Source organism: Nonomuraea sp. NPDC049269 (assembly GCF_043197155.1).
GTDB lineage: Bacteria > Actinomycetota > Actinomycetes > Streptosporangiales > Streptosporangiaceae > Nonomuraea.
Genome location: NZ_JBICSO010000012.1, coordinates 363,564 through 386,173, shown reverse-complemented (window position 1 = coordinate 386,173; position 22,610 = coordinate 363,564). Strand labels below are relative to the sequence as shown.

The following is a 22,610-nucleotide window of genomic DNA, read 5'->3' as shown; positions in this document are numbered from 1 at the left end:
CCACCATGCGTTCACTCGCGCATCTCACGATACGTAGCGCATCACCGGGGCCGGTTAATGCCCGATTCACGGGTTGACTTGATCTCGCGGCACCTCAGCCGAGCGGAGGGGTGCCGTGTGTGTGGAAGGACTCGATGGTCTTCAGTCCCCAGGCCTGTCCCTTGGCGCGTTCCTCCTCCGTCCAGGTGATCAGCGGCCAGTCGGGGGCGAGCACCAGGCGGGTGAGCGGGTTGCACAGCTCGATGCGGTTGCCGCCGGGCTCGTAGACGTACAGGAAGAACGTCTGCTGGATCGCGTGCTTGTGCGGTCCGGTCTCGATGTGGACGCCGTTGTCGAGGCACAGGTCGGCGGCGCGGAGGATGTCCTCGCGACTGTCGGTGGCGAACGCGATGTGGTGCAGGCGTCCCCGCGTGCCCGACCGGTCCTCGGTGTAGACGACGTCGTACGACTTGTTGGTGAAGGTCAGCCACTGCGCGCTGACCTTGCCGGAGTTGAGCACGATCTGCTCGGTGGGCCTGGCCCCGAGCAGCCGGTGCGTGAAGTCGGCGTTGGGGGCGACCTCGGCGGCCAGGAAGTTGACGTGGTCGAGCCGCCGTACGCCGACGCCCTGGCCGGGCTTGGCCTGCGGCTGGTTCTTCAGCCCGGGGCGCAGCTCGGGCGGCGCCTGATACCACTCGCTCTCCCAGTAGAGGGCGATCTCGTGCCCGTCGGGGTCGCGGGTTACGTACAGGGGGCCGATCCCGGGCTCGTCGTCCACCCACGCGCCGGTCAGGCCGGCGTTCTCCAGAGCCTTGACCCGCGCGTTCAGCGCCTCCTCGCTCGACGTCCGCAGCGCCGTGCGGCCGATGCCGGACGTGTCGTGAGCGATGAGCGTGAGGCTGTGGTGTTCGTAGTCGTCCCAGGTACGCAGATAGACCGAGTCGCCCGAGCGCCCGCTCTCGGTCATGCCGAGCATCTGCGTGAAGAACCACAGGCTGCGGTCGGGGTCGGGGGTGAGGAGCTGGACATGGCCGAGATGGGCGATGTCCCCCAGCGGCGGGGCCATGAGGAGCCTTTCTAGGTGTCGGACGGGCGCGGGTGGACCGTGCCGTCGAAGATCTTGCGGGCGGTGCGGACGACGGCCGTACGGGCCGCGTGAAGGGAGCCGGACGGCCCCTCCGCGACGGCGGTCTCGACGTCGAGGAACCCCGTCGGATGCTCGACGCGCAGCCGCTCCCCGGCGCCGGGGAGCACGGCGAGGTCGCGGCCGGTGCCGCCGGGGACGAGCAGGCCGGCGGCGACGCTCGCCGCGCCCAGCACGCCGATGGAGGTGTGGCAGCGGATCGGGATGAACGTACGCGTGCAGACGGCGCCACCGTCACGGGGCGGCGCGAGCAGGGACAGTTTGGGCACGGTCGTGTCCCGGACGTCGCCGAGACCCATCAGCTTGCCCGCCGCGAGGCGTATCTCGCCCAGCCGGGCGGCGAGCGCGGTATCGCCCTCCAGCTCGGCCGGGCTCTCGTACCCCGTGACGCCGAGGTCGGCCGCCCGGATGAGGACCACCGGCATGCCGTTGTCCACGCACGTCACCTCGACGCCGGCCACGTCGTCGCGGGCGTTTCCGGTCGGCAGCAGCGGCTGCCGGTCCGCGCCGCCGGGGAACTCGATCACGATGGCGGCGGCGGTCCCCGGCACGCCGGAGATCTCCGTCGAACCGTCGTAGCTCACCACCCGGCCGGGGCTCGGGAAGGTCGCCGTGGCCAGTTCGCCGGTGTTGAGCATCCGGATCCGCACGGTGGTCTCGCCGTCGGCGGCCGGGACCAGTCCGCGTTCGACGGCGAACGGGCCCACTCCGGCGAGGAGGTTGCCGCAGTTCTGCCGGTCGGTGACCTCGGCGGTCTCGACGCCCGTCTGCAGGAAGAGGTAGTCGACGTCCGCGGCGTCGTCGCCGGAGCGGGAGACGACGGCCACCTTGCTGGTCAGCGGGTGCGCGCCGCCCAGGCCGTCGATCTGGCGCGGATCGGGGCTGCCCATGACGCGCAGCAGCAGGTCGTCGCGTGCCGCCCGGTCGGCCGGCAGGTCCTCGGCGAGGAAATAAGCCCCCTTGGAGGTGCCGCCGCGCATCAGCATGCAGCGCACGCCGCGCTCACCGGAGCTCACGTCGCGGTCCTCTCGCGGTCGCGCTTCTCGGTCGTCACGTCGTCGTCCCCTCGCGGTCGTACTCCTCCGCCGTCACGTAGCGCACGCCCAGGCGCGCCAGCGTCTCGCGCAGGCCGTAGCGGTCGAGGCCGAGCTCGCCGGCGGCGAACGCCGCTCGGGCGGCCTCCTCCTTGGCCGCCCTGGCCTCGGCCGCCTTCACGGCCGTGGCGACGAGGTCACGCGGGACGCACATCACCCCGTCGTCGTCGGCGAGCACCGCGTCGCCGGGCCTGATCACCTGCCCGCCGACCACCACCGGCACGTTGACCGAGCCCGCGGTCGCCTTGACCGTGCCCTGCGCGCAGACGGCCGCCGACCAGACGGGGAACCCCATCGCACGCAGCTCCGCGGTGTCCCGCACGCCGGCGTCGATCACCAGCCCGCGCACGCCGCGCCGCCCCAGCGCCGTGGCGAACAGCTCCCCGAACATCCCGTCCGTGGACGGCGAGGTGGTGGTGACGACCAGCACGTCCCCCTCACGGCACTGCTCGACCGCCGCGTGGATCATCAGGTTGTCACCGGGCCAGCACAGGACGGTGACCGCGGTGCCGCCGACGCGCACGCCCTGCTGGATGGGCCGCAGCCCGGGACCGAGACTTCCCGCCCGGCCCAGGGCCTCGTGCACGGTGGCCACCCCGAACCCCGCCAGCGCGGCCACCTCGGCGGCATCGGCCCTGGGCGGGCCGGTGACGATCACTCCGGTCATGCCAGCACCGCCGTCACCTGGGGGTAAGGCCGCATGTACGCCTCGCCGTACGTCGTGTGGGGCAGCCCCAGATTCGGGCCGGCATTGCGCTTGAGCTGCACCCCGCGACGCGTGGCCAGGTCGGTGTAGTAGTCCCACATGTGCCGCTGGGCGGGCAGGCACTCCATCGCCTTGCGCTTGGTGTCGAAGACCTCGGTGATGTCGAGCAGCACCTGCGGGGTGAAGCCGCACATCTCCGGCTGGTGGGGCTCGAAGAAGAACACCGGCGGGGCGCCGAGCGGCTCACCCGATGCCGGGTAGCCGATCGCCTGGGCCAGGACGCGGGCCTGCAGCGCCATCCGGGCGGCCGCCGGGTGGTCGCCGTTGTACGGATCCTCCAGCGGATGCGTGAGCACCACGGTCGGCACCACCTCGCGGTAGACGCCTACGAGCGCGTCCGTGAGCTCCGGCGTCTCCCGCAGCGGGTAGTCACCGGCGTCCAGGAAGCGGATGCCGGCCCCCAGGGTCGCGGCGGCCTGCTCGGCCTCGGCCCGTCGCAGTTGTTTGATCTCGTCGAGGGATCTGCCTTCGCGCCAGGCCTTCGCGGACTCGCCGCGTTCGCCGAAGGACAGGCAGACGATGGTCACCTTCTCGCCCCGCGCGGCGGCCAGGGCGATCGCCCCGCCCGCGCGCCAGACGAAGTCGCCGGCGTGCGCGCTGATGACCAGGGTGGACTGCGCGGGAGCTGCCGGCTTCCCGTCGTCGGTCATTGTCGTTCTCCTCGGTGTGTGGGGGTCGCGGCGGCGGTCGGTGGCTGGCGGACGGCGTCATTCGCGCAGGGCTGCGATGACGCTGGCCAGGTGGGCGTGCGCGGCCACCTGGGCCGCCTCCGGGTCGTGGGCACGGATCGCCTCGATCAGCGCCAGGTGCTCGTTGAGTGACTTCTGCGGACGCCCGGGGCGCAGGGCGAGCTGGAAGCGGTGCCGGACCAGCTGGGCGTTGAGCCGTCGCAACAACTCGACCGCGACTTGCTGCCCGGAGATGTCGCGGATGTAGGCGTGCAGCTCGTGGTTGAGCGCCGAGTACGTCAGCGGCTCGCCGGCGGCGACCGCCTTGACCATCGCCTGGCCCAGGGCGGCGAGCTCGGACAGCTGCTCGTCGGTGGCCCGCACCGCCGCCTTGGCCGCGCACAGCCCTTCGAGGACCATCCGGCACTCGGTGATGGCGACCGCCTCCTCGACGGAGACGACCCGCACCCGGGCGCCCCGGTTGTGAATGCGCTCCACCAGCCCCTCGGCGGTCAGGTCGATCAGCGCCGCCCGGATGCTCCCTCGGGTCACCCCGAACCGCTCCGCGAGCTCGCCCTCGACCAGGCGCTGGGCGGGCGCCATCTCGCCCCGCGTGATGGCTTCACGCAGGCCGGTGAGTGCGTGCTGTTTCGCCTGTTCACCGCTGATCGGGCCGTCTTCGTACGGCATCGGCCGCCCTTCCTCTGTACGTGCGTGTCGAGGCTAAATCTAGGGCAACAAAAATGTCAACAATCTTGTTCGTCATATTGCCAACAGGATTATGGCAAGTTACGGTCGGCGGCACCGGGCCGGCCCGCACCCACCGCCGCCCCACCTGATCGCGATTCCAGCCCCCCAGGAAACCCCTCCGAGAGGAATCAGGATGTCCTCCACCCCACCCGCCGTCGCCTCGGGACGGCCCACCAGGCTCGTCGTCCTGGTGATCGCCTTGTGCTGGATGGTCGTGCTCTTCGACGGGCTCGACATGTTCATGTACGGAGCCGTACTGCCGAAGATGCTCGACGACCCCACCCTGGGCCTGACCGCCGCGAAGGGCGGCGAGATCGGCAGCTACGCCACCTTCGGCATGCTCATCGGGGCGCTCGCCGCGGGCACCGTCACCGACTTGGCGGGCCGTAAGAAGGTCATCGCCGGCTGCTGCGCGCTGTTCTCGATCGCCTCGGCCGTGTGCGCCGCCGCGCCGTCGCTCGGCGTGTTCGGCTTCGGCCGCCTCCTGGCCGGTCTCGGTCTCGGCGGCCTGCTGCCCATCGCGATCGCCATGGTCGTCGAGTACGCCCCGCGCGGCCGCGGCAACCTCATGATCGGCGTGCTCATGACCGCCCACCACGCGGGCGGCATCCTCGCCTCAGCGCTGAGCCTGTGGCTGGTGGCGCCCTTCGGCTGGCGCTCGCTGTACTGGGTGGGGGTCGTGCCGCTGATCATCGCGGTGCCGCTCGTCGCGCGGTTCCTCCCTGAGTCGCTGGGCTTCCTGGTGACCCGTGGCCGCCGCGACGAAGCAGAGGCGCTCGCCCGCAGGCACGGCGTCGATCTGGCCGAGTTCCCCGCCACTCAGGACGCCTCGGCCGCCCGCGCCGACCGCTGGGCCGGCCTGCGCGGCCTGTTCCAGAACTCCCTGTGGCTGCCCACCCTGCTGTTCTGGTTCGCCTCCTTCGGCGGCCTGCTGCTGGTCTACGGCGTGAACACCTGGCTGCCGACCATGATGCGCGCCAACGGCTACGAACTCGGCTCCGCACTGGGCTTCCTGCTCGTCATCAACCTGGGCGGCATCGTGGGCATGCTCGTCGCGGGGCGGATCGCCGACCGCTTCGGCGCCACCCGCGTCTCCGCGCTGTGGTTCGCGCTCACCGCCGTCGGCACCTTCCTGCTGGGCATCCGCATGCCTCTGCCGATCACCTACATCGTCGTCTTCCTCACCGGTGTGTGGTTGTTCAGCGCCCAGACGATGGTGTACGCGGCGGTCGCCGGGCGCTTCGCCACCGAGAGCCGGGCCACCGCCCTGGGCTGGACCGCCGGCATGGGCCGTTTCGGCGCGGTCTTCGGCCCCTGGCTGGGCGGCGTCCTGCTGGCCAACCACGCGCAGAGCTGGGGCTTCACCGTGTTCGCCATCACCGCGGTCTTCGGCTCGGTCATGATCACGCTGAGCGGCCGCGGCGCCAAGCCTTCCGCGCCGGCCACCCCGTCCGTCCCTTCCGGGCGGCCCGTGGTCACCTGACGCGGCGGCGGGCGCGGCTTCGGGGAGCCGCGCCCGCCGGTGGGTCACCGGTAGGTGATGTCCGAGGCGGCGTAGAAGCAGTTGACGCCGTCGGCGCCGCTGCCGATCTTGGTGGGTTCGCCGCTGGTCACGCCCTTGTACTTCTCGCAGATCACGATCTTCTTGCCGGAGTCGCCGACGATCGTGATGCCGGAGAACCTGGCGGTGTCGCCGTAGTTGGTGTTGATGCCGGCCAGCGTCTTGCCCGGGTACGTGGCGGTGACGTTGGAGATCACGACGTGCCGCGCGTACTGGCTGGAGCAGTTTCCGCAGGAACGGTAGAGCTTGCCGAAAGTCTCCACCTGGAAGTTCCTGATGTACATGGTGCCGGGGCCGTTGTGCTGGAAGACCTTGTCGCTGGCCGCCCTGGCCCCGCCGCCGTCGATCGTCATCGTCTGGGACGACGAGGTTCCCTTGAAGGTGGCGGCGTCCTCGCCGACGTCCTCCCACCAGACGTTCTGGAGCGTGCAGGTGCCCGTGCAGTGGATGCCGTCGGCCGCCGGGGCGCCGATGATGACGTTCTTCAGCACCGCGCCGTTGGCCAGCTTGAAGATCGGGCTCTGTCCCTCTTCCTGCCCGCCGCTGCCCAGGGGCCCGGTGCCGTAGTAGCGGACCATGTTGCCGTCGCGCGTGCCCGACACGCTGATCGTCGCGCTGACCGGCTGCTGGCCGCTCGGCGTCGGCCAGGTGGCGGCGGATGCCACCGGCCCGCTTCCGACGGTGCAGGCCAGGGCCAGTGCTGCTGCTGTCATGGCCAGGATCGTGCTTCTCACCGTTGCCTCCCTGCGGATGCTCGTCCACATGACCGTCAATCTAGGAAAGCGCTTTCCGGCGGTCAATGTGGACCTTGGAGCCGGCCTTCGGCAAGAAGGCGTCGTGGCTGGCCAGGGCATGACAGAGCCCTTTGCCCAGAGTGAAACTTTCAGGTCCGAGGGCTTCCGTGTGCGTCAAGTGGCCACTGCCGAATGAATAAGCGTAAGGTTCCGCCACGTGTCACGCTCGAATGAAGGATGGCAGCCGTGGCCTTTGTGCCAGTTCATCCTAAAAATACACAGTAGATGCGACCTGAGGTGCGATTATTGTTATGTCTATGAAATGGCCGATCAAAGCTGGAAAGAGCAGCCGCGTCGGGTTTCAAAGGCCGTCATCGCACACACCGCCTTCCGGATCGCTGAGCATGCTCACGCGCACCGGATGCCTTCCGTCCACCTGATCCTGCATGGCGGGGAGCCGCTCCTCGCCGGTGCCGACCACATCGCCCATACCGTCCGTGCCGTCCGGCAGGCCCTGGGGCCGGGCGTCCGGCTCGACGTCAGCCTGCAGACCAACGGGATGCGCCTCGACGAGACGTACCTGAAGCTGTTCGATGATCTCGGGATCCGCGTCGGCGTCAGCATGGACGGCGGCGCCGACGATCACGACCGGCATCGGCGGCGGGCCGACGGGAGCGGTAGCCACGCCACCGTCTCCGCCGCGCTCGACCTGCTCACCGAGCGCTATCTCCACCTGTACGGCGGGCTGCTCTGCACCGTCGACCTCGACAATGATCCCCTCACCACCTACGAGGCGCTGCTCGCGTCCGGGCCGCCCCGGATCGACTTCCTGCTGCCGCACGGCAACTGGGCCGAGCCGCCGCCCGGCCTGCCCGCCGCGGACGGCGCGACGCCGTACGCGGACTGGCTGATCCCGATCTTCGACCGGTGGTACGGCGCGGCGCACAGGGAGACCGAGGTGCGGCTGTTCGCCGATATCCTGCACCTCCTCATGGGCGGCACGTCGTCGAGCGAGACCCTGGGACTGGGGCCGGCCCGGATGGTGGTGATCGAGGCCGACGGCGGCATCCAGCAGTCCGACACCTTGAAGTCCGCCTATCCCGGCGCGCCGGTCACCGGATTCCACGTCGCCCGCGACACCTTCGACGCGGTGCTGCGGCATCCGGCCGTCATGACCCGCCAGCTCGGCGCCGAGACCCTCGCGAAGGAATGCCGGGACTGCCCAGTCCTGTCCGTCTGTGGCGGTGGCCTGTACGCGCACCGCTACGACCCGGACAACGGCTTCGGCAATCGCTCGGTCTACTGCGACGACCTGTTCCGCCTGATCGACCACATCCGCGGCGAAGTCCAGCGCGACGTCGCCACCCTGCTGGAAGGGCGCCGATGAGCCTCAAGCACCACATCATCCCGGACGAGCACTTCCAGGCGCTCGGCTCGGGCGGCGGGGGCGCGGAGGCGGCTCGCCTCCTGCTCGGCGCCCAGCACAGCAAGCACGTCCTGCTCCTCCACGGGGTGGGCCGGGCGGCCCCGGAGGCGTACCGGCTGCTGAGCGCGGCCCAGGGGCATCGGCCGCGCGCGGTGGACGCCGTGCTCCGCCATCCCGCCGTCGGCGCCTGGGCCTGGCGCACCTACCACGCACTGGCGACCGGGGCCGGCGGGCACTCGCCCGCCCGGCTCGCGGCCGTCGCCGCCGCGGCCGCCGTCCGTTCGGGCATGGACTTCGAGATCGAGGTGCCCGCCGACGAAGGCGGCATCACGCTGCCGTCGCTCGGCCGCGCCGTACTCGCCGGTCCGTCGGCGAGGGTGCGCCGCGCGGGCGGCCCGGTGGAGGTGATCGGCGACGAGACGGTACGCCTCCCCGACGACCCCCACCAGGACGCCCCCGGCTGGCAGGCGCTGCGGCACCTGGAGGTCACGGCCCAGGGCAGGACCCTCACGCTCTGCGTCGACGACCTCGACCCGTACCGGATGCCCGGCGCCCGGCTGGCCGCGGACCGGCTGTCCGAGGACGAGCTGGCCGTCTGGCGGGCGGCGCTGCGGAGCGCGTGGGAGCTGCTGCTCGCCCATCACCCGACCGTCGCCGAAGAGGTGTCCGTGGCCACGAGCGTGCTGACGCCGCTGACCGACGTCCCGGGCGACCAGATCAGCGGCAGTTCCCGTGAGGCCTTCGGCTGCGTCGCGCTGTCCACGCCGCCCGACGCGACGACGCTGGCGCTGACGTTCGCGCACGAGGTCCAGCACGGGAAGCTGTCGGCGCTGCTCGACGTGATCCCCTTGCTGCGGCCGTCCGGCGACAGGCGCTACTACGCGCCGTGGCGCGATGATCCCCGCCCGCTGGGCGGCCTGTTCCAGGGCGCGTACGCCTACGTCGGGGTCAGCGGGTTCTGGCGCAGGCAGCGGCGGCACGAGCAGGGCGAGGCCGCGCTCGCCGCGAGCGCCGAGTTCTACCGGTGGTGGGAGGCCGCGGTGGGGGCGACCCGGGTGATCGCCGAGAGCGGGTTCCTCACCTCGCCCGGCGAGCGCTTCGTCGCCCGGATGGCCGCGACCCTGCGGGCCTGGCGGGACGAGGAGGTCTCCGGCGAGGCCATCGAGAAGGCGCACCGGGACGCCGCGGCCCACCGCGCGATGTGGGAGGAGCGCAACGGGGTCACGCCGTCGTCTCCAGGCGGCGTGACAGTTCCTGGATGAAGTCGCGGGCGTCTCCCCAGAAGACGGCCGCGCGCATGTTCAGCCGGGCGATCCGGGCCAGGTGATATTTCCTGGCGGCCTCCTCCATCCCGCCGGGGCCCGGATCGTACAGCACCATGATGTTCCTCCTGGGGGTGGAGACACCCGACAGGAGGGACATCAGCAGGTCGAACGACGACGACCGCGGGTTGTACCCGATCATCAGGAACGGGTACGTCACCAGCGCCCCGACGATGTCCGCCGACCATCTGCGGTGCTCGACCCGCAGGCACCTCAGGCGGTCGCTCTCGGACAGCACCAGCGAGCCCGGCAGGTCGTACGAGCCGGCCAGATGGCACACCAGGGGCCGCTCGGGAGTGGGCGCGACCACCGGCTCCGCCGCCGCGAGCTCCGGCCGCCACGGCAGCACCTTCATCACGGGCTCCCTGCCTGCGCGCAGCAGCGACTGCGTGAGCTGGCCGTGGTAACTGGTGGTCAGGAAGGAGGTGGCGGGCACGTTCGCGAGAAAGGCGTGCGGGTCCTCCGTGTCCTGCTGCTCCCATTCCCGCTTCAGCCCTTCGAGGATCTCCTCGGCCATGGCCGACTGGTCGGGCAGCGTCACCGCGTAGTCGAGCACGGACTCGAAGTTCCACGGGTCCGCGAACGGGTAGCCGAGCCGGCCGGCCCACTCCCAGCTCATCGCCCGTACCCTGGCCGCCTTCTCCCGGGAGATGTCGCTGCCGACGATCGGGGTGCAGTCGCCCGTGGTCACCTGGTAGATCAGCCGCGCCCAGTCGTCACCTTCCATCTCCCGCGCCATGAGCGCCCTGCGCGGCACGGCGGGCGCGGGGGATGGCCGGGGGACCGCGCTGTCGTAGACGGCCGTGCGGGCCCCGGCTTCGGGCGCGACGCCGCTGTAGCGCTCGGCGCCCTCCCCGTCGTTGATCGCCCGGAAGTACGTGACCAGCCGGGCGACGAAGCCCCGCACGTCCTCGTCCGCGGAGTCGGCCAGGGACGACGCCTCGGCGTGGCCGGCCAGTTCGGCGTAGCGGGGGAAGTTCGCCCGGTCCTCCGGATCGCCGCAGTCGGATCCGGCCAGCAGCCGGTGGACGTCGCGCCGGGCCCGCTCCTGTTCCTCGCCGGTCATGCGTTCCTTGACCGTCGACTGGAGCAGGCGGTGCACCTGGACCGTGCCCCGCCCGGCCAGACGGACGAACCCGTAGCGGGTGAGCGCCCGGATCGCGTTGTCGGCCAGCACGGGATCCTGGAACACGGCGGCCGACTCGCCCGGCAACGGCAGGCTGCCCTGGCGCAGCAGCCCGTGCGAGATCGACTCCGGCCGCAGGAACGCGCAGCGCTGCAGCAGGTACAGGGCCTCCGGGCAGGTCTGCCTGAGCGTCTCGAAGCCCAGGTCCCACGCCGACGCCAGGCCGCGCCCGTAGTCGACCGGCGGATGCTTGTCCAGCATCCGGCCGGGCTGCTCGCGCAGCCGCGCGAGGTAGGCCGCGGGGGCCAGACCGGAGCCCTTGATGTAGGCGACCGCCTGCACGACGCCGAGCGGCATGTCCTCCAGTTCCTCGGCCACCTGCCCGGCCTCGTCGACGGACATCCCGGGCACCCGCCGGGTGAGCAGCTCGACACTGTCCCCGCGCTCGAACGCACCGACCTCGATGGGGACGGCGACCTCGTCCCACGCGGGCTCGCGGGAGGTGATGAGCACGTGCCCCGACCGGCCGCGCGGCAGGAACGCCCCCACGGTCTCCGGCTGCCCGGCGTTGTCGAACACCATCATCCACGGCGCCCAGCGGGAGTCCTCCCGCAGCAGCTTCAGCGTCTCCGCGACGATCTCGGCCTCGCCGATGTCCGCGTTCAGCCGCCTGCCGAGCGAGGCCAGATCGGTCCGGATCAGGCTCGGTTGCTCGGCCCTGATCCACCAGACGGCCACGTACCTGGACGCATGCTGGCTGATGTACTCGGAGGCGAGCTGGGTCTTCCCGTGCCCGCCGGGCCCGACCAGGCACACCGGCCAGTCCGTCTGCGCGAGCATCGCGGTGTCGAGTTCGGCGAGCAGTCTCCGGCGGCCGGAGAAGTGGCCCCGGACCGGCGGCGTGCCGCCGCCCAGGATCCGCGGCAGCGAATCGTCCCGGTCGTCCGGTGCCGGCTCGGCCGCCTGACTCATGCTCGCGGAAACGCTCCGGTGCCGGTCCAGCCACTCGCGGACGTAGGCCTCCTCATCGTCCTCCAGACGCAGCCCGTTCTCCCGCCCGAAGGCCAGGCAGGCGCGGACGAACGCGTCGACGAGCGGCCAGGAGGGCGGTCGCTTGCGGTCGCCCTCCAGCAGGCTCTGCACCGTGCTGGGAGCCAGCCGCTCGGGATTGAGCCGCCGCAGTTCGCGGTAGGAGGGGCCGCCGGCCCGCCCGCGTAGTTCGCTGAGAGCGGCGAGGAAAGCCTGGAGGGATTCTTCGGGCATCGTCCCCCCTGTCGGATTTCGTACGAAGTCATTCAGGATTATCCGCTTTATCGGAGCGTTCCACCAAGGAGATGTACCAGCTCGTCCAGCATTGACCCGGATCATTGCGGGACACCCCAACCCCCGGCTTCCCTGAATACAGGACATATCGCAAGGGAGGCACAATGTGGCCCGAAACCGTGCTGCTTTTCTCGGCCGCCACTTTTCTGCTGGGCGCGCTGCGTTTCCTGATCCTGTTCCTGGGGCTTCGACTTACGCTGCGCAAGGCGCGCCAGTGCGATCACGCGGTCTTATATCACGACTTCGCGATGGCGATGAGAGGCGCCCAACCGGGGCCGGATCAGATGGGGGGCGGGTCGAAGTCGCAGTCCATGCGCGCGCCCTCGTCCAAGGCGAGCCGCGCGTCGGGATGATCGAGGCCCATGGCTCCGGCGTAACCGCGCTTGGCCTCGGCGTACAGCGCGTCGGCCTCCTCCTGCCGGCCGCACGCGCGGGTGTCGAGGACCAGGTTGGCCAGGCAGGCGAGCAGCAGCGGGTATTCGGCGCTGAAGATCCCGCGCAGCCGGTCGAGCGTCTCGCGGCCCAGCCGCATCGCCTCCTCGTGGTCGTCCAGGGCGGCATGGTCGCTGGCGAGGTTGACGGCGCAGGTCAGGGCGTAGTGATGGTCACGTCCGAGCCGGTCGTCGAGGCCGGTCAGCGCCCGCTCGTCGGTGTGCATGGCCACGTCGGCGTCGCCGCGCAGCCGCTGCAGGACCGCCAGATTGGTCGCGCAGCCGTACACATAGGGGTGGGTGTCGCCGTAGATGGCCTGGTATCTCGCCACCGCCTGCTCGGCGATGTCGTAGGCGGCGTTGATGTCGCCGGTCGCGCGCAGGGCGTTGGACAGGTTGCTGGCCGCGGCGACCGTCTCGGGATGGTGGTCGCCCATGATGCGCTGCAGGCGCGCGTGCACGTCCTTGGCGAGTTCGAGCGACCCGTCGAAGTCGCCGGCCCTGCGCTTGGCGATCGACAGGTCGCGGGCCGTCTTCAGGGTCCACAGGTGCTCGGCGCCGAGTTCCTGGACGCCGTAGGCGTAGGCGTCCTCACCGAGGTCGACCGCCTCCCGCGAGTCGCCGCTCAGCCGGACGGACCTGGCCAGGCCGTTCCAGTTGTTGAGCACGTCGGCCTCGCCGATCCGCTCCTCGCTCTCGTTCTGCTTGCGGTGCACGACGTCATGCAGCGCCCTGGCCGCCGTGTAGTCGCTGTTGAGGCCGTAGTCGATGGCCAGGTTGTTCATGATCTGCAGGGTCGCCGGCGCCTGCTCGCCGAACACGGTCGTGTGCTGGGTCTGCAGCCGCTCGTCCAGCTCCCTGGCCGCCGACCAGTCGCCGGCGGCCCGGAGGTCGGCCGCGAACCCGCTGCTGAGCACCAGGGTCTCGCGGTCCTCCGGGCCGAGCACCTCGGTCATCTTGGCCAGCGTGGCGCTGTCGAGATCGTAGGCGGCCCGGTATTCGCCCAGCTCGCGGATGATGCCGCCGAGGTGGCGCTGGGCAATCAGCACGTCGGGGTGCTCGGGCCCCGACCTCTCGGTCCAGCTCTCCACGAACCGCTCCGCGAAGATCCGCGCGGACTGGTAGTTGCCTGATCGATAGAGGTAGTAGAGGACGTCGCGGACCATGGTGCGGACCGCCGGTTCGGCGCAGTCGGCCACCTGCGAGGGCAGGATGTGCGCGATCAGCTCGTTGTAACGCCCCCAGCTGGCCGTCTCGTCGGGCACCTTCGGCGCCGCGCCGGCGAGCAGGAGGTGCACCTCGTGCCGGAAGCGGCGGCGCTCGTCCTCGTCCAGCTCGTCCCGCAGCAGCGCCTGGACCAGCCGGTGCACCTGGATCGTGCGCGCCTGCGAGTCGATGGTCGCCAGCGCGAACCTGCCCAGCTCCCTGATCGCCCTGGTGAGCAGGATCGTGTCACCGAAGATGCTGCTCAACCTGGCGTCGGACGCCTGATGGCCGGCCCGGCGGAAGACGTCGCGGGGAATCGGCTCCGGGCCGAAGAAGGCGCAGCAGCGCAGCACGTCGACGGCCTCGGGCAGCTTGCTGCGTAGTTGCGCGACCGACAGCGCCCAGGCGGCGGTCATGGGCATCGGGTATTCGGACGGCTTGCTCTCCGAGAGCAGTGCGCTGGTCTGCTCCTTGAGCAGCCGGAGGTAGTCGTCCACCGAGATGCCGGTCTCCACGTGCAGCGCGCCGGCCTGCTCCAGCGCCAGCGGGAGGTCACCGAGCTGCTCGGCGAGCCGGTCGGCGTCGGTGCTGGACAGTGCCGCGCGTCTGGAGAGGAACTCCACACTCTCCTGGCGGTCGAAGACGTCCACCGCGACGGTGTCGACGATGCCCTGCCAGCGGTGGTTGCGCGAGGTGACGATCACCTGCCCCGGCCCCTGAGGGATGAGCTCGCTGATCTCCTCCGGCTGGTCGGCGTTGTCGAAGACCAGGAGCCAGCGGTCGTACGGTTCGCCGCGGCGCAGGGCGTCGAGCACCGCGTCCGCCGCGTCCTCGGCCCCGCTCCGGGTGGCGGCCTGCAGGCCGAGATGCGGCGCCAGACCGGCCAGCGACGACTTGACCAGGACGGGCTGGTCGGCGGGGATCCACCACACCACGTCGTATTCGGACCTGAACCGGTGTGCGTACTCGACCGCGAGCTGGGTCTTGCCCACCCCGCCCAGGCCGTGCAGGGCGTGCGGGACGACCGCGGTCACCTCGGTGGACAGGCCCGCGTGCAAGCGTTCGAGCAGGACGGACCGGCCGGTGAAGTTGACGTTGCGGGCGGGGACCTTGCCCCAGACCTCGGGAACCCGTCCCGACGTCCGGACGGACTCTGGCTGCGAACCTGTCACGTCACGCCTCCGGGGTCGCTGACGACCGCATCCCGCCTATCGTAGAGGGTTTCGCGTCGCTCGAACATTTACGCCTCCCTTACGGATAGGGTTGGCGTGATTTCTGTGTCCCGAGTTCCGGAACGTAGGAGCTTTAATGAGCGATGAGCTGGCCGAGCCGCCCGCCCTCGTCGATGTGAGTGGTTTGTCGCTCGCCGACCTCGACAAGGTGGATGAGTCAGCACTCGCCCACGCCCTGCGCATGTTGCTGCGCGCGGGCGAAGACGCGATGGGACCGATCGCGGGGTTCAGCCAGAGCATCGACGGGCCCGCCGCCACGGGCTAAAAATAGGGACGTACCTCGTGCTCCACGCCCTCATCGTGCCAGGAGAGCAGGTCGTCCCGGATGAAGGACTCCGACTGGGCCCGGCTGATCGATCAGCTCCGTACCGGTGACTGCACCCCGTTCATCGGTGCGGGGGCCAGCGACGGCAACCTCCCGTCCAGCGGGGAGCTGAGCCGTGAGTGGGCGGCTCGTTTCGACTATCCCTTCGCCGACGACGGCGATTTAGCCAGGGTTATGCAGTATGTCCGAAGTGTCGTTGGCGATTCCGGGCTCAAGCACGAACTCAGCCGCCGCCTCACGGCGATCGGCCCGCCCGACTTCACGGCTCCGGGCGAAATCCACTCGTCCATGGCCGGCTTTCCCATCCCGGTGTTCCTGACCACCAATTACGACGACTTCCTCGTACGGGCGCTCCGCGGTTCCGGGAAGGAGCCCAGCGCGGCGATTTGCCCGTGGCACGAGGGCGTGCCGTATGACAGAAACCTGTTCGAGCGCGGCGCTGGAATACGCCCCGACGCCAACCGGCCGATGGTCTACCATCTCCACGGAAGCACGAGCCTCCCGTCCTCCATGGTGCTGACCGAAGACGACTACATCGACTTCCTGGTCCACCTGACGACCGCGCGAGCGCAGAACAACCGGCACGTGATTCCGCCGATCATTCTCGACGCCCTGGCGAACCGGCCCCTGCTCCTTCTCGGCTACACACTTCAGGAATGGACATTTCGGGTGCTGTTCCATGGACTGATCAGACGGTACCCGGCCATCCGCCGCCGACGTCACGTCAGCGTTCAGCTCACACCCGAGAACGAGAACGTCAAACCCGGAGCCGCCCTGCGCGCCAAGGAATATCTCGACCGGTATTTCGACGGATGGGAGGTCTCCATCTTCTGGGGCACCCCCCGCCAGTTCTGCGCGGAACTGGACGAGCGAATGGGGAAGCGGTCGTGATCGCCGAGCCGCCGACCGGCGCCTTCGAGGCCGAGCCGTACGTGGGCCTGCGTTCCTACACCAAGGACGACCAGGAGCGCTTCTTCGGGCGGGACGCCAAGGCGTACGAGATCTCCGTGATGTGGCAGGCGCACCGGCTCACGATGCTGCACGGGCCGTCCGGAGTGGGCAAGACCTCCGTGCTGGAGGCGGGAGTGCTGCCGGAGCTGGCGGACAAGCGGGTGGACGTGCTGCCGATCGGGCGGCTCTCCCACGGCTCCGCCTTCCCGATGGCGGCGCTGCCCGAGCGCAATCCGTTCACGGTGGCGCTGCTGTCGTCGTGGGCGCCGGGCGAGTCGCTCACCCGGCTGTCGGGGCTCACCGTCCAGCAGTTCCTGCGGCGTCGCGGGCCCAGGATCGACAAGTACGGCGACCCCATCCCCATCCTGGTGGCCATCGACCAGGCCGAAGAGCTCTTCTTCGACTTCCCTTACCGCCAGGGCTTCCGCGACCCGTTCATCGCCCAGCTCGCCGAGGCCCTGGACGACAACGAGGACCTGCGCCTGCTCCTGTCGATCAGGGAGGACTACCTGGCCAGGCTCATGGCCCACGGGGAGCCGCTGCGCAGCAGCGGGCCGTCGGCGTCCGTGGTGCTGACCCCGTTCCAGGAGGAGGAGGCGCTGGCCGCGATCAAGGAACCGCTCGCCGGAACAGAGCGCTCCTACGCCCCCCAAGCCGCCGAGACCCTGGTCAAGGAGCTGCGCACGGTGCGGCTGCACGGCACCGGCGCCCCCGCCTCCTACATCGTGGACACGGTCGAGCCGGTGCAGCTGCAGATCGTCTGCTCGGCGCTGTGGAACTCCTGCCCGCCCGACCTGACGGTCATCACGCCGGAGTACGTGGAACGGCACGCAGACGTCGACCGCTCCCTCGGCGACTTCCTCGACCAGGCGCTCGCGGAGATCGCGCACGACCACGAGATCCCCGTCGAGCGGCTCAGCGCCTGGCTGCGGGAGACCTTCATCACCACGCTCGGCACCCGCGGCACCGCGTACGAGGGCGAGACCCAGACCGCCGGCATGCCGAACAGCGTGGTCAAGGCGCTGATCGACCGGCACGTGCTCCAGGCGGAGATGCGTTCGGGCTCGCGCTGGTGCGAACTCCAGCACGACCGGCTGCTCCAGCCGGTGCTGTACGCGCTCGGCGGCGCGCGCCCCCAACCCGGCTCCGGCCAGGCGCCGGTGAGCGCCGCCGAGCACCTGCGCGTGGCCGAGCAGGTGCTGGCGGACGGCGACCTCGCGCTGGCCGAGACGCACGGCGAGAAGGCCAGGCGGACCTGCGGCGGGGACGAGTTGCGCACGCGCGCGGAGATCGAGTCCTTTCTCGGCAACCTCGCGTACACGCGCGGCGACTGGGCGGCTGCCGAGCGCTGCTACAAGCAGGCCAGCCAGGTGTACGAGCGGCTGCGGGACACCCCGGCCGTGGGCCGCTCGCTGGCCGCGGCCGGCCGGGTGATCCTGCATCAGGGCCGCCCGGACGAGGCCGTGGACGAACTGCGATCCGCCGTGAGCCGGGTGCCGAGCGACCTCACCGTCCAGGTCGAGCTGGCCATCACGGTGTGGCACACGGGCACCCCGCAGGCGGCGCTGCCCATCCTGCACGGCGTGCTGTCGGTGGACGGTGACACCCCCATCGCGCTGCGGGCGCGTGGCGAGATCCTGGCCGACCTGGGCAAGCCCGTACAGGCGTTACGCGACCTCGACCGGGTACGCGAGCCCGCCGAGCCCGCCACCATCGCCGCCCGCGCCCTGGCGCTGGCCGAGCTGGACCGCGTCGAGGAGGCGTCGGTCGAGGTGGAGGCGGCCCTGGTCGGAGGGCGTGATCACGGCCTGGTGGCGTACCTGTGCGCGCGGGCCCTGTCCCGGATGGGCGACCGCGCCCGCGCCGCCCAGATCGCCCGCGACGCCACCCGGCCGCCCCTCACCTCCTACCAGCGCAGGGTTCTGGCGGACCTACTCTGAAGCAGAATATTGTTCGGTAGTGTGGTGACCTATGACGGACATCTTTGACGACCTCAAAGCCGAGTACGAGCAGTTGGACGCCGTCCTCACCGCCCTCACTCCCGCCCAGTGGTCCCACCCTTCGGCCGCGGCGGGCTGGACCGTCTCCGACGTGGTCCTCCACCTGACCCAGAGCGAGGAACTCGTCGCCGCCACGGTGGCGGGTGACGACGTCGCGGTCCGTGGCGACGGCGTCGACGCCGTGGCGGACGCCCTCGTGGCCGCCCAGCGCGACATCACCCCCGCCGACCTCCTGGCCCGCTGGCGCGCGGCCGCCTTCGCCACCCCCACCGCCCTGCGCGCCCAGCCCAGGGGCACCCGTCTGTCCTGGGTGGCCATCCCGCTGTCCCCGGCGACCCTCGCCACCACCCGGCTGGCCGAGCACTGGGCCCACGCCTACGACATCACCGCCCCTCTCGGCATCGCCTACCCCGACACCGCGCGCCTGCGCCACATCGCCTGGCTCGGCCATCGCACCTTGCCGTACGCGTTCGACGTCGAGGGTGTCGAGGGCGGCCCCGTCTACTGTGAGCTCACCTCACCCGACGGCGACCTCTGGCGCTTCGGCGACCCCGCCGCCCCCTCCACCGTCACGGGCCCCGCCGCCGACTTCTGCCGCGTCGGCGCCCGCCGCCTGGCGCCCGCGGACTCGGCGCTGAAGGCAACGGGCCCGCATGGCCGCAAGGCGCTCGCGGTCCTCCGCAACTACGCCCTCTAGACCAAGGTGTTCTTGTAGATGATGGCGGCCTGGCGGGCGCCGGCCGCGCCGGTGGCGAAGCCGAAGCACAGGCGCGGTGCGGCGGCCGTGAGCTGGATCGCCATGCCCTCCGGCTCGCGGTAGGTCAGTGACTTCCACGCCTGGGAGAAGGACCGCTGCATCACTTTGCCGTTAGCCAGGTCCACGGAGGTGAGGTAGGTGTTGCCGGGGGAGGGGTTGCCGGTGCTGTACGCGTCGCCGTCGAGCAGGTACAGATACTGCCCGTAAGCCGTGTACCCCTGGAAGGTGCCCAGCCCGGCAGGCTGAGTGATGTCGTACAGGGGAGTGGGGTGGCCGCCCGCCTTGACCGCCGAGAGCGGGAAGGCGGCGAAGTGGCGCTGGCCGTTGAGGCGGTAGCGCATGATGAGGCGGTTGGTGGAGGGGTCGATCGCGCAGGTCGTGCTGTCGGCGCCGGCGACCGGCGCGTACTTCGTCAGGGCGGTGGACGCTGTGGTGAGCGTCTGGCCGTTCACGAACTTGAACCGGGCCAGCTTGCCGCCCCAGGAGTTGGTGCCGTCGGCCACCCCGTCGGTTTCGGTCCAGAGGTACGCCGACGTGCCGGACGGCTCCACCCCGATCTGGACGCCGTGGCCGAATCCCGTGAGGTACATGTGGCCGAGGATCGCACCGGTCAGGCTGAGCTTGGTGACGCACAGGTTTCCCGCGGCGGCGGAGCCGGAGCCGTTACGTACCTGCACGGTGTAGAGGTGGCCGTTGACGTTGTCGAAGGCGAAGGACTGCAGCACCGTCTCGTCGTGCAGCGCCTTTCCGGTCATCAGCGCCGCCGGGGAGGAGGTCAACTGGAAGCGGCTCGCCGCGCGTGCGGCTGCGTTGGCCGGGGCGCCGCACAAGGCGGTGAGGCCGAGCGCCCCCGCGCTGAGCAGGGTTCTACGGGTGACCTCGGTCCCCAGAACGGTACGTAACACTCGTCGGCTCCTATCCGTCAGACGACACCGCAAGATCGGGACATATGATGGCGACTTCCGTCATTCGGCGATGCTGATATGACGGAAATTTTCAGATTGTCAGCGTTCTCACAGAATCCCGGTATCGTCCCGGCCCACAGACCCGACAAGCCCGCGCATCGGCAACACGTCGGGCGAGTGCCCGTCGCCGGCGGATGCCACCTCGTTGCGGCGGGCCGCTGCGATGGTCAGAGCTGCCAGCAGCCCGGTCACGACGACCGTCACCGCGAGCGCCGTCCACGTGGCCGCGTCGGGGTGGATCAGCGACTGACCGCGCATCGCCTGCCACGCCGTGATGGCGAACAACGCGGTGTACCCCAGGATGACGACCCCCGTCAGGTGGGCGTGCACGCGTTCGCCGCGCAGCCAGCTGACCCGGGCCGCGAGGGCGGTGAGAATCAGCACCGCGAGCACGAACACCTGGATGGAGTGCAAGCCGATGAAGTGCGGAGGGCGCAGGTCGCCACCCGTGGTGCTCCAGTTCGTGATCGGCATGCCGTAGCCGTCCGGCGCCCCCACCCCGTGCTGCCCCAGCAGGGAGACCGGGTTCCCGTAGGCGTCCTCGACCGTCCTGGGTCCGGTCGAGGCCCACCCGCGGATGAAGGACGCCAGCGCCATGCCGATGACGGACAGCCCGATCCCGGCGCGCGGCGCCCAGGTGAGTGCCGGGTCACCGACCCGCTGGAACAGCAGCATGACAGCGATGAACTGCTGCAGCGCCTGCAGCAGCACGTGGCCGGGCAGCATCGCCCGCGGGTGCATGGCCAGCTTCGGCTTGACGAGCCGCTTGCCCGTGCCGGGATCGCGGCCGGCCATGAGCCGCCGGGCGGCCTGGTGGTCCTCGGGTGTCAACGGGGTGCCGGGCTCGATGCCGAACTCGCGCAGCCCGTCGCCGATCCACGTCAGGCCGCGCCCGGGCTCGGCACCGGCGGCCGCCTCCTGGCTCCTCCTGGGTCACGCCGATATGAAGCTCGGGTTCGCCCTCCAGCTGGTGACCGTCCGCTGGCTCGGGACGTTCCTCGGTCCCTGGGACCTGTCAACCCGCTGCGGGTGCCGCCGTGGGCGCACCTGACGGGGCTTGGTCGAGCGCGTGACGGCGGACGCCGCGGATCAGCAGGTAGCCGACCATCCAGAGCTCCCCTACGGTCGCGGGGACGGTGAGAGCGTCTGCGATGCCCTGTGCGTCGGGGGCGAGGTATCCGACGAACGCGCTGAGCAGGTAGCCGATGCCGCCGCCGATGAGAATCCAGCCGAGCGGGCGGGGCATCCAGCCCGAGCGGAGCACGCACGAGCCCATGGGGATGAGCCACAGGCCGAAGAACACTGCTCCCACGCCCCACAGGTTGCCGCTGACCAGGTACAGGACCTGGACGACGGCCGCTGCGTCGCCGATCGGGGCGACCGCGACCTGGACCGCTGTGGCGAGCAGCGCCGCGCTGGAGAGAATCGCGACCGCGTTGACGAGGCCGAAGGCGACGATACCGCTGGCGGCAAGCGGGTGTGCGGTGCGGAACAGGCGGTAGAACCATGTCGCTGTGAGGGCTTTGGTGACGACGATGAGCAGCTCTAAGGCGACCCCGGCGCGGGCGAGCGATTGGTGGTCGACCAGGTGGGCGAGCGTCGCACCGGGGTCGCCGGCCGTGAAGAGCCGCGGCCGGATGAGCAGGAAGCCCAGTGCGCCGGTGACGGCGAGGCCGAGGTAGAGCAGCCCGGTCGTGCGGGCGGTGCGGATCAGCGCGTGCATGGTGGCTCTCCTTGAGGGCTGTGCCGGCGCGGCGGCCGCGAGAGATTGACTGTGTGCCTTACCTCGTAAGGTAACTTACGATGTAAGGTGCCGACAAGGGGTGGAAGACCGATGGCAGCGAAGGCATTCCGCGAGCCGCTCGGCCGCGAGCGCGTGCTGGCGGCGGTCGTCCTGGCGGATGCGGAGGGGGTCAAGGCGCTGACGATGCGCCGCCTCGCCGCCGACCTCGACGTCGAGGCCATGTCGCTCTACTACCATCTGCCGGGCAAGGAGGCCCTGCTCGACGGCGTCGTCGAGACCGTGGTCGCCGAGATCCATGACAGGGTCGGTCGCCTCGACACGACCAACCCGGCAGAACGACCCGTACGCCCGAGCGCACGCGTGCCGCTCCCTGGCCAAGGCCCGGCCGCTCCGACGAGGCTCACACGCAGTATGAGCGGGCCCGTGCGGACTTCGCCGCTATCGGGGACGACGCCGGACAGGCCCGATGCCATCGGGGACTGGCGGTGCTCCACCAGCGGCAGGGCCGCCTGCGGGACGCGCTCGACCACTGCCTTCAGGCATGTGAGCTGATCAGAAAGACCAGCGATACGGTGCAGCTGGCCAGGGCGCTCAACGCGCTCGGCTGGTGCCAGGCCCTCCTCGGCAAGCACCGGGAAGCGCTCGTCCACCGCGAGGAGGCCCTCCGGCTGCAGAGGGGCCAAGCCGATCCGCCCGCCGAGGCCGGAACGTGGGACAGCCTCGGCTACATCCATCGTCACCTGGGCGACTTCGTCCACTCCGCGTCCTGCTACCAGCGGGCCGTCGACCTTAACCACGCCCTGGGCGACCGGCCTTGCGAAGCTGACGCGCTCGACGCCCTCGGCGACACCCGAGGCGCTCGCCATCTACGACAGCCTCGACCACCAGGCCGCCGACACGGTCAGGAACAAGCTCTGAGCTTGTCTTTTAACCTCTGATCTTCGCGTTCTCGGCACAGCGGAATCAAACGGGCGGTTGCCGGGCGTGACAGGTCAGGTGCTTCGACGGGGCTTGGTGCCCTTCTTGTGGTGGGCGGGACGTGCGAAGGCCTCGCCGGTGGCCAGGATGCGTCCGACGTCGTGACGTGGGGCGCGGTGCTGGTTCGG

At 70.6% G+C, this 22,610-nt stretch carries 20 protein-coding genes; 9 read left to right on the top strand and 11 right to left on the bottom strand.

Features of this window, described 5'->3' with window-relative positions; genetic code table 11:
- Positions 1 to 94: 94 nt before the first annotated feature.
- The 5 genes from ACGFNP_RS53880 to ACGFNP_RS53860 are packed head-to-tail and all read right to left on the bottom strand — an operon-like array spanning position 95 to position 4,341.
- Positions 95 to 1,045 (bottom strand): catechol 2,3-dioxygenase, encoded by a 951-nt coding sequence (locus tag ACGFNP_RS53880; protein ID WP_358321756.1) that lies wholly within the window; start codon positions 1,043 to 1,045, stop codon positions 95 to 97.
- Between the two features lie 11 nt (positions 1,046 to 1,056).
- Positions 1,057 to 2,139, bottom strand: coding sequence for a 4-oxalomesaconate tautomerase (locus ACGFNP_RS53875; protein ID WP_393331868.1), 1,083 nt, complete (start codon positions 2,137 to 2,139; stop codon positions 1,057 to 1,059).
- A 34-nt stretch (positions 2,140 to 2,173) separates the two neighbouring features.
- A complete protein-coding gene (locus tag ACGFNP_RS53870) occupies positions 2,174 to 2,884 on the bottom strand; it encodes a 4-carboxy-4-hydroxy-2-oxoadipate aldolase/oxaloacetate decarboxylase (protein WP_358321751.1) in 711 nt (236 codons plus the stop codon).
- Positions 2,881 to 3,633: a PIG-L deacetylase family protein gene (locus tag ACGFNP_RS53865; RefSeq protein ID WP_358321748.1), complete on the bottom strand. Its 753-nt coding sequence runs from the start codon at positions 3,631 to 3,633 to the stop codon at positions 2,881 to 2,883. The genes ACGFNP_RS53870 and ACGFNP_RS53865 overlap by 4 nt, the downstream gene beginning before the upstream one ends.
- Before the next feature lie 57 nt (positions 3,634 to 3,690).
- Positions 3,691 to 4,341: a GntR family transcriptional regulator gene (locus tag ACGFNP_RS53860; RefSeq protein ID WP_358321745.1), complete on the bottom strand. Its 651-nt coding sequence runs from the start codon at positions 4,339 to 4,341 to the stop codon at positions 3,691 to 3,693.
- A 193-nt stretch (positions 4,342 to 4,534) separates the two neighbouring features.
- On the opposite strand from ACGFNP_RS53860, the gene ACGFNP_RS53855 reads away from it, so the two are divergent.
- Positions 4,535 to 5,884: an MFS transporter gene (locus ACGFNP_RS53855; RefSeq protein ID WP_393331864.1), complete on the top strand. Its 1,350-nt coding sequence runs from the start codon at positions 4,535 to 4,537 to the stop codon at positions 5,882 to 5,884.
- A 44-nt stretch (positions 5,885 to 5,928) separates the two neighbouring features.
- Here the strand turns inward: ACGFNP_RS53855 and ACGFNP_RS53850 are convergent, their stop codons facing one another.
- On the bottom strand, positions 5,929 to 6,696 hold the full coding sequence (locus tag ACGFNP_RS53850) for a pectate lyase (protein ID WP_393331861.1): 768 nt from the start codon (positions 6,694 to 6,696) through the stop codon (positions 5,929 to 5,931).
- A 217-nt stretch (positions 6,697 to 6,913) separates the two neighbouring features.
- Between ACGFNP_RS53850 and ACGFNP_RS53845 the strand changes: the two genes are divergently transcribed.
- Together ACGFNP_RS53845 and ACGFNP_RS53840 are read left to right on the top strand one after the other, a co-directional pair.
- Positions 6,914 to 8,083 (top strand): FxsB family cyclophane-forming radical SAM/SPASM peptide maturase, encoded by a 1,170-nt coding sequence (locus tag ACGFNP_RS53845; protein ID WP_393331858.1) that lies wholly within the window; start codon positions 6,914 to 6,916, stop codon positions 8,081 to 8,083.
- The gene (locus ACGFNP_RS53840; protein WP_358321732.1) at positions 8,080 to 9,384 is read left to right on the top strand and encodes an HEXXH motif domain-containing protein; all 1,305 of its coding nucleotides are present in this window, start codon (positions 8,080 to 8,082) and stop codon (positions 9,382 to 9,384) included. The genes ACGFNP_RS53845 and ACGFNP_RS53840 overlap by 4 nt, the downstream gene beginning before the upstream one ends.
- On the opposite strand, the gene fxsT (ACGFNP_RS53835) is transcribed toward ACGFNP_RS53840, so the two are convergent.
- Both fxsT (ACGFNP_RS53835) and fxsT (ACGFNP_RS53830) read right to left on the bottom strand, forming a co-directional pair.
- Positions 9,344 to 11,833, bottom strand: a complete 2,490-nt coding sequence (gene fxsT / locus ACGFNP_RS53835) for an FxSxx-COOH system tetratricopeptide repeat protein (RefSeq protein ID WP_358321729.1) — start codon at positions 11,831 to 11,833, stop codon at positions 9,344 to 9,346. The two genes, ACGFNP_RS53840 and fxsT (ACGFNP_RS53835), sit on opposite strands and share 41 nt — an antisense overlap.
- Before the next feature lie 340 nt (positions 11,834 to 12,173).
- Positions 12,174 to 14,702 (bottom strand): FxSxx-COOH system tetratricopeptide repeat protein, encoded by a 2,529-nt coding sequence (fxsT, locus tag ACGFNP_RS53830; protein ID WP_393331854.1) that lies wholly within the window; start codon positions 14,700 to 14,702, stop codon positions 12,174 to 12,176.
- A gap of 136 nt (positions 14,703 to 14,838) precedes the next feature.
- Between fxsT (ACGFNP_RS53830) and fxsA the strand changes: the two genes are divergently transcribed.
- From fxsA to ACGFNP_RS53810, 4 genes are read left to right on the top strand one after another with little or no spacing between them, the layout of a single operon-like run.
- Positions 14,839 to 15,027, top strand: a complete 189-nt coding sequence (gene fxsA / locus ACGFNP_RS53825; protein ID WP_358321724.1) for an FxSxx-COOH cyclophane-containing RiPP peptide — start codon at positions 14,839 to 14,841, stop codon at positions 15,025 to 15,027.
- A 60-nt stretch (positions 15,028 to 15,087) separates the two neighbouring features.
- The gene (locus ACGFNP_RS53820; RefSeq protein ID WP_358321722.1) at positions 15,088 to 15,978 is read left to right on the top strand and encodes an SIR2 family protein; all 891 of its coding nucleotides are present in this window, start codon (positions 15,088 to 15,090) and stop codon (positions 15,976 to 15,978) included.
- A complete protein-coding gene (locus ACGFNP_RS53815) occupies positions 15,975 to 17,978 on the top strand; it encodes a tetratricopeptide repeat protein (RefSeq protein WP_393331849.1) in 2,004 nt (667 codons plus the stop codon). The genes ACGFNP_RS53820 and ACGFNP_RS53815 overlap by 4 nt, the downstream gene beginning before the upstream one ends.
- 31 nt (positions 17,979 to 18,009) lie before the next feature.
- Positions 18,010 to 18,735, top strand: coding sequence for a maleylpyruvate isomerase family mycothiol-dependent enzyme (locus ACGFNP_RS53810; protein ID WP_393331846.1), 726 nt, complete (start codon positions 18,010 to 18,012; stop codon positions 18,733 to 18,735).
- Here ACGFNP_RS53810 and ACGFNP_RS53805 read toward each other — a convergent pair.
- From ACGFNP_RS53805 to ACGFNP_RS53795, 3 genes are all read right to left on the bottom strand, one after another.
- A complete protein-coding gene (locus ACGFNP_RS53805) occupies positions 18,732 to 19,700 on the bottom strand; it encodes a teichoic acid biosynthesis protein C (RefSeq protein WP_393331843.1) in 969 nt (322 codons plus the stop codon). The two genes, ACGFNP_RS53810 and ACGFNP_RS53805, sit on opposite strands and share 4 nt — an antisense overlap.
- Positions 19,701 to 19,808: 108 nt before the next feature.
- Positions 19,809 to 20,591, bottom strand: a complete 783-nt coding sequence (locus ACGFNP_RS53800; protein ID WP_393331840.1) for a hypothetical protein — start codon at positions 20,589 to 20,591, stop codon at positions 19,809 to 19,811.
- A 184-nt stretch (positions 20,592 to 20,775) separates the two neighbouring features.
- The gene (locus tag ACGFNP_RS53795) at positions 20,776 to 21,483 is read right to left on the bottom strand and encodes a DUF4386 domain-containing protein (protein ID WP_393331837.1); all 708 of its coding nucleotides are present in this window, start codon (positions 21,481 to 21,483) and stop codon (positions 20,776 to 20,778) included.
- A gap of 111 nt (positions 21,484 to 21,594) precedes the next feature.
- Here ACGFNP_RS53795 and ACGFNP_RS53790 point away from each other — a divergent pair, with 111 nt between their 5' ends.
- Together ACGFNP_RS53790 and ACGFNP_RS53785 are read left to right on the top strand one after the other, a co-directional pair.
- Positions 21,595 to 22,056: a TetR family transcriptional regulator gene (locus ACGFNP_RS53790; RefSeq protein ID WP_393331833.1), complete on the top strand. Its 462-nt coding sequence runs from the start codon at positions 21,595 to 21,597 to the stop codon at positions 22,054 to 22,056.
- Positions 21,990 to 22,442, top strand: coding sequence for a tetratricopeptide repeat protein (locus tag ACGFNP_RS53785; RefSeq protein WP_393331830.1), 453 nt, complete (start codon positions 21,990 to 21,992; stop codon positions 22,440 to 22,442). The genes ACGFNP_RS53790 and ACGFNP_RS53785 overlap by 67 nt, the downstream gene beginning before the upstream one ends.
- Positions 22,443 to 22,610 lie beyond the last annotated feature (168 nt).

Bases quoted from the DNA above. Each gene is read 5' to 3' on its own strand.
- fxsA (WP_358321724.1), top strand. From the start codon at position 14,839: ATGAGCGATGAGCTGGCCGAGCCGCCCGCCCTCGTCGATGTGAGTGGT.
- ACGFNP_RS53865 (WP_358321748.1), bottom strand. From the start codon at position 3,633: ATGACCGACGACGGGAAGCCGGCAGCTCCCGCGCAGTCCACCCTGGTC.
- ACGFNP_RS53810 (WP_393331846.1), top strand. From the start codon at position 18,010: ATGACGGACATCTTTGACGACCTCAAAGCCGAGTACGAGCAGTTGGAC.
- ACGFNP_RS53820 (WP_358321722.1), top strand. From the start codon at position 15,088: ATGAAGGACTCCGACTGGGCCCGGCTGATCGATCAGCTCCGTACCGGT.
- fxsT (WP_358321729.1), bottom strand. From the start codon at position 11,833: ATGCCCGAAGAATCCCTCCAGGCTTTCCTCGCCGCTCTCAGCGAACTA.
- ACGFNP_RS53790 (WP_393331833.1), top strand. From the start codon at position 21,595: ATGGCAGCGAAGGCATTCCGCGAGCCGCTCGGCCGCGAGCGCGTGCTG.
- ACGFNP_RS53840 (WP_358321732.1), top strand. From the start codon at position 8,080: ATGAGCCTCAAGCACCACATCATCCCGGACGAGCACTTCCAGGCGCTC.
- ACGFNP_RS53795 (WP_393331837.1), bottom strand. From the start codon at position 21,483: ATGCACGCGCTGATCCGCACCGCCCGCACGACCGGGCTGCTCTACCTC.
- ACGFNP_RS53855 (WP_393331864.1), top strand. From the start codon at position 4,535: ATGTCCTCCACCCCACCCGCCGTCGCCTCGGGACGGCCCACCAGGCTC.
- ACGFNP_RS53860 (WP_358321745.1), bottom strand. From the start codon at position 4,341: ATGCCGTACGAAGACGGCCCGATCAGCGGTGAACAGGCGAAACAGCAC.
- ACGFNP_RS53880 (WP_358321756.1), bottom strand. From the start codon at position 1,045: ATGGCCCCGCCGCTGGGGGACATCGCCCATCTCGGCCATGTCCAGCTC.
- ACGFNP_RS53870 (WP_358321751.1), bottom strand. From the start codon at position 2,884: ATGACCGGAGTGATCGTCACCGGCCCGCCCAGGGCCGATGCCGCCGAG.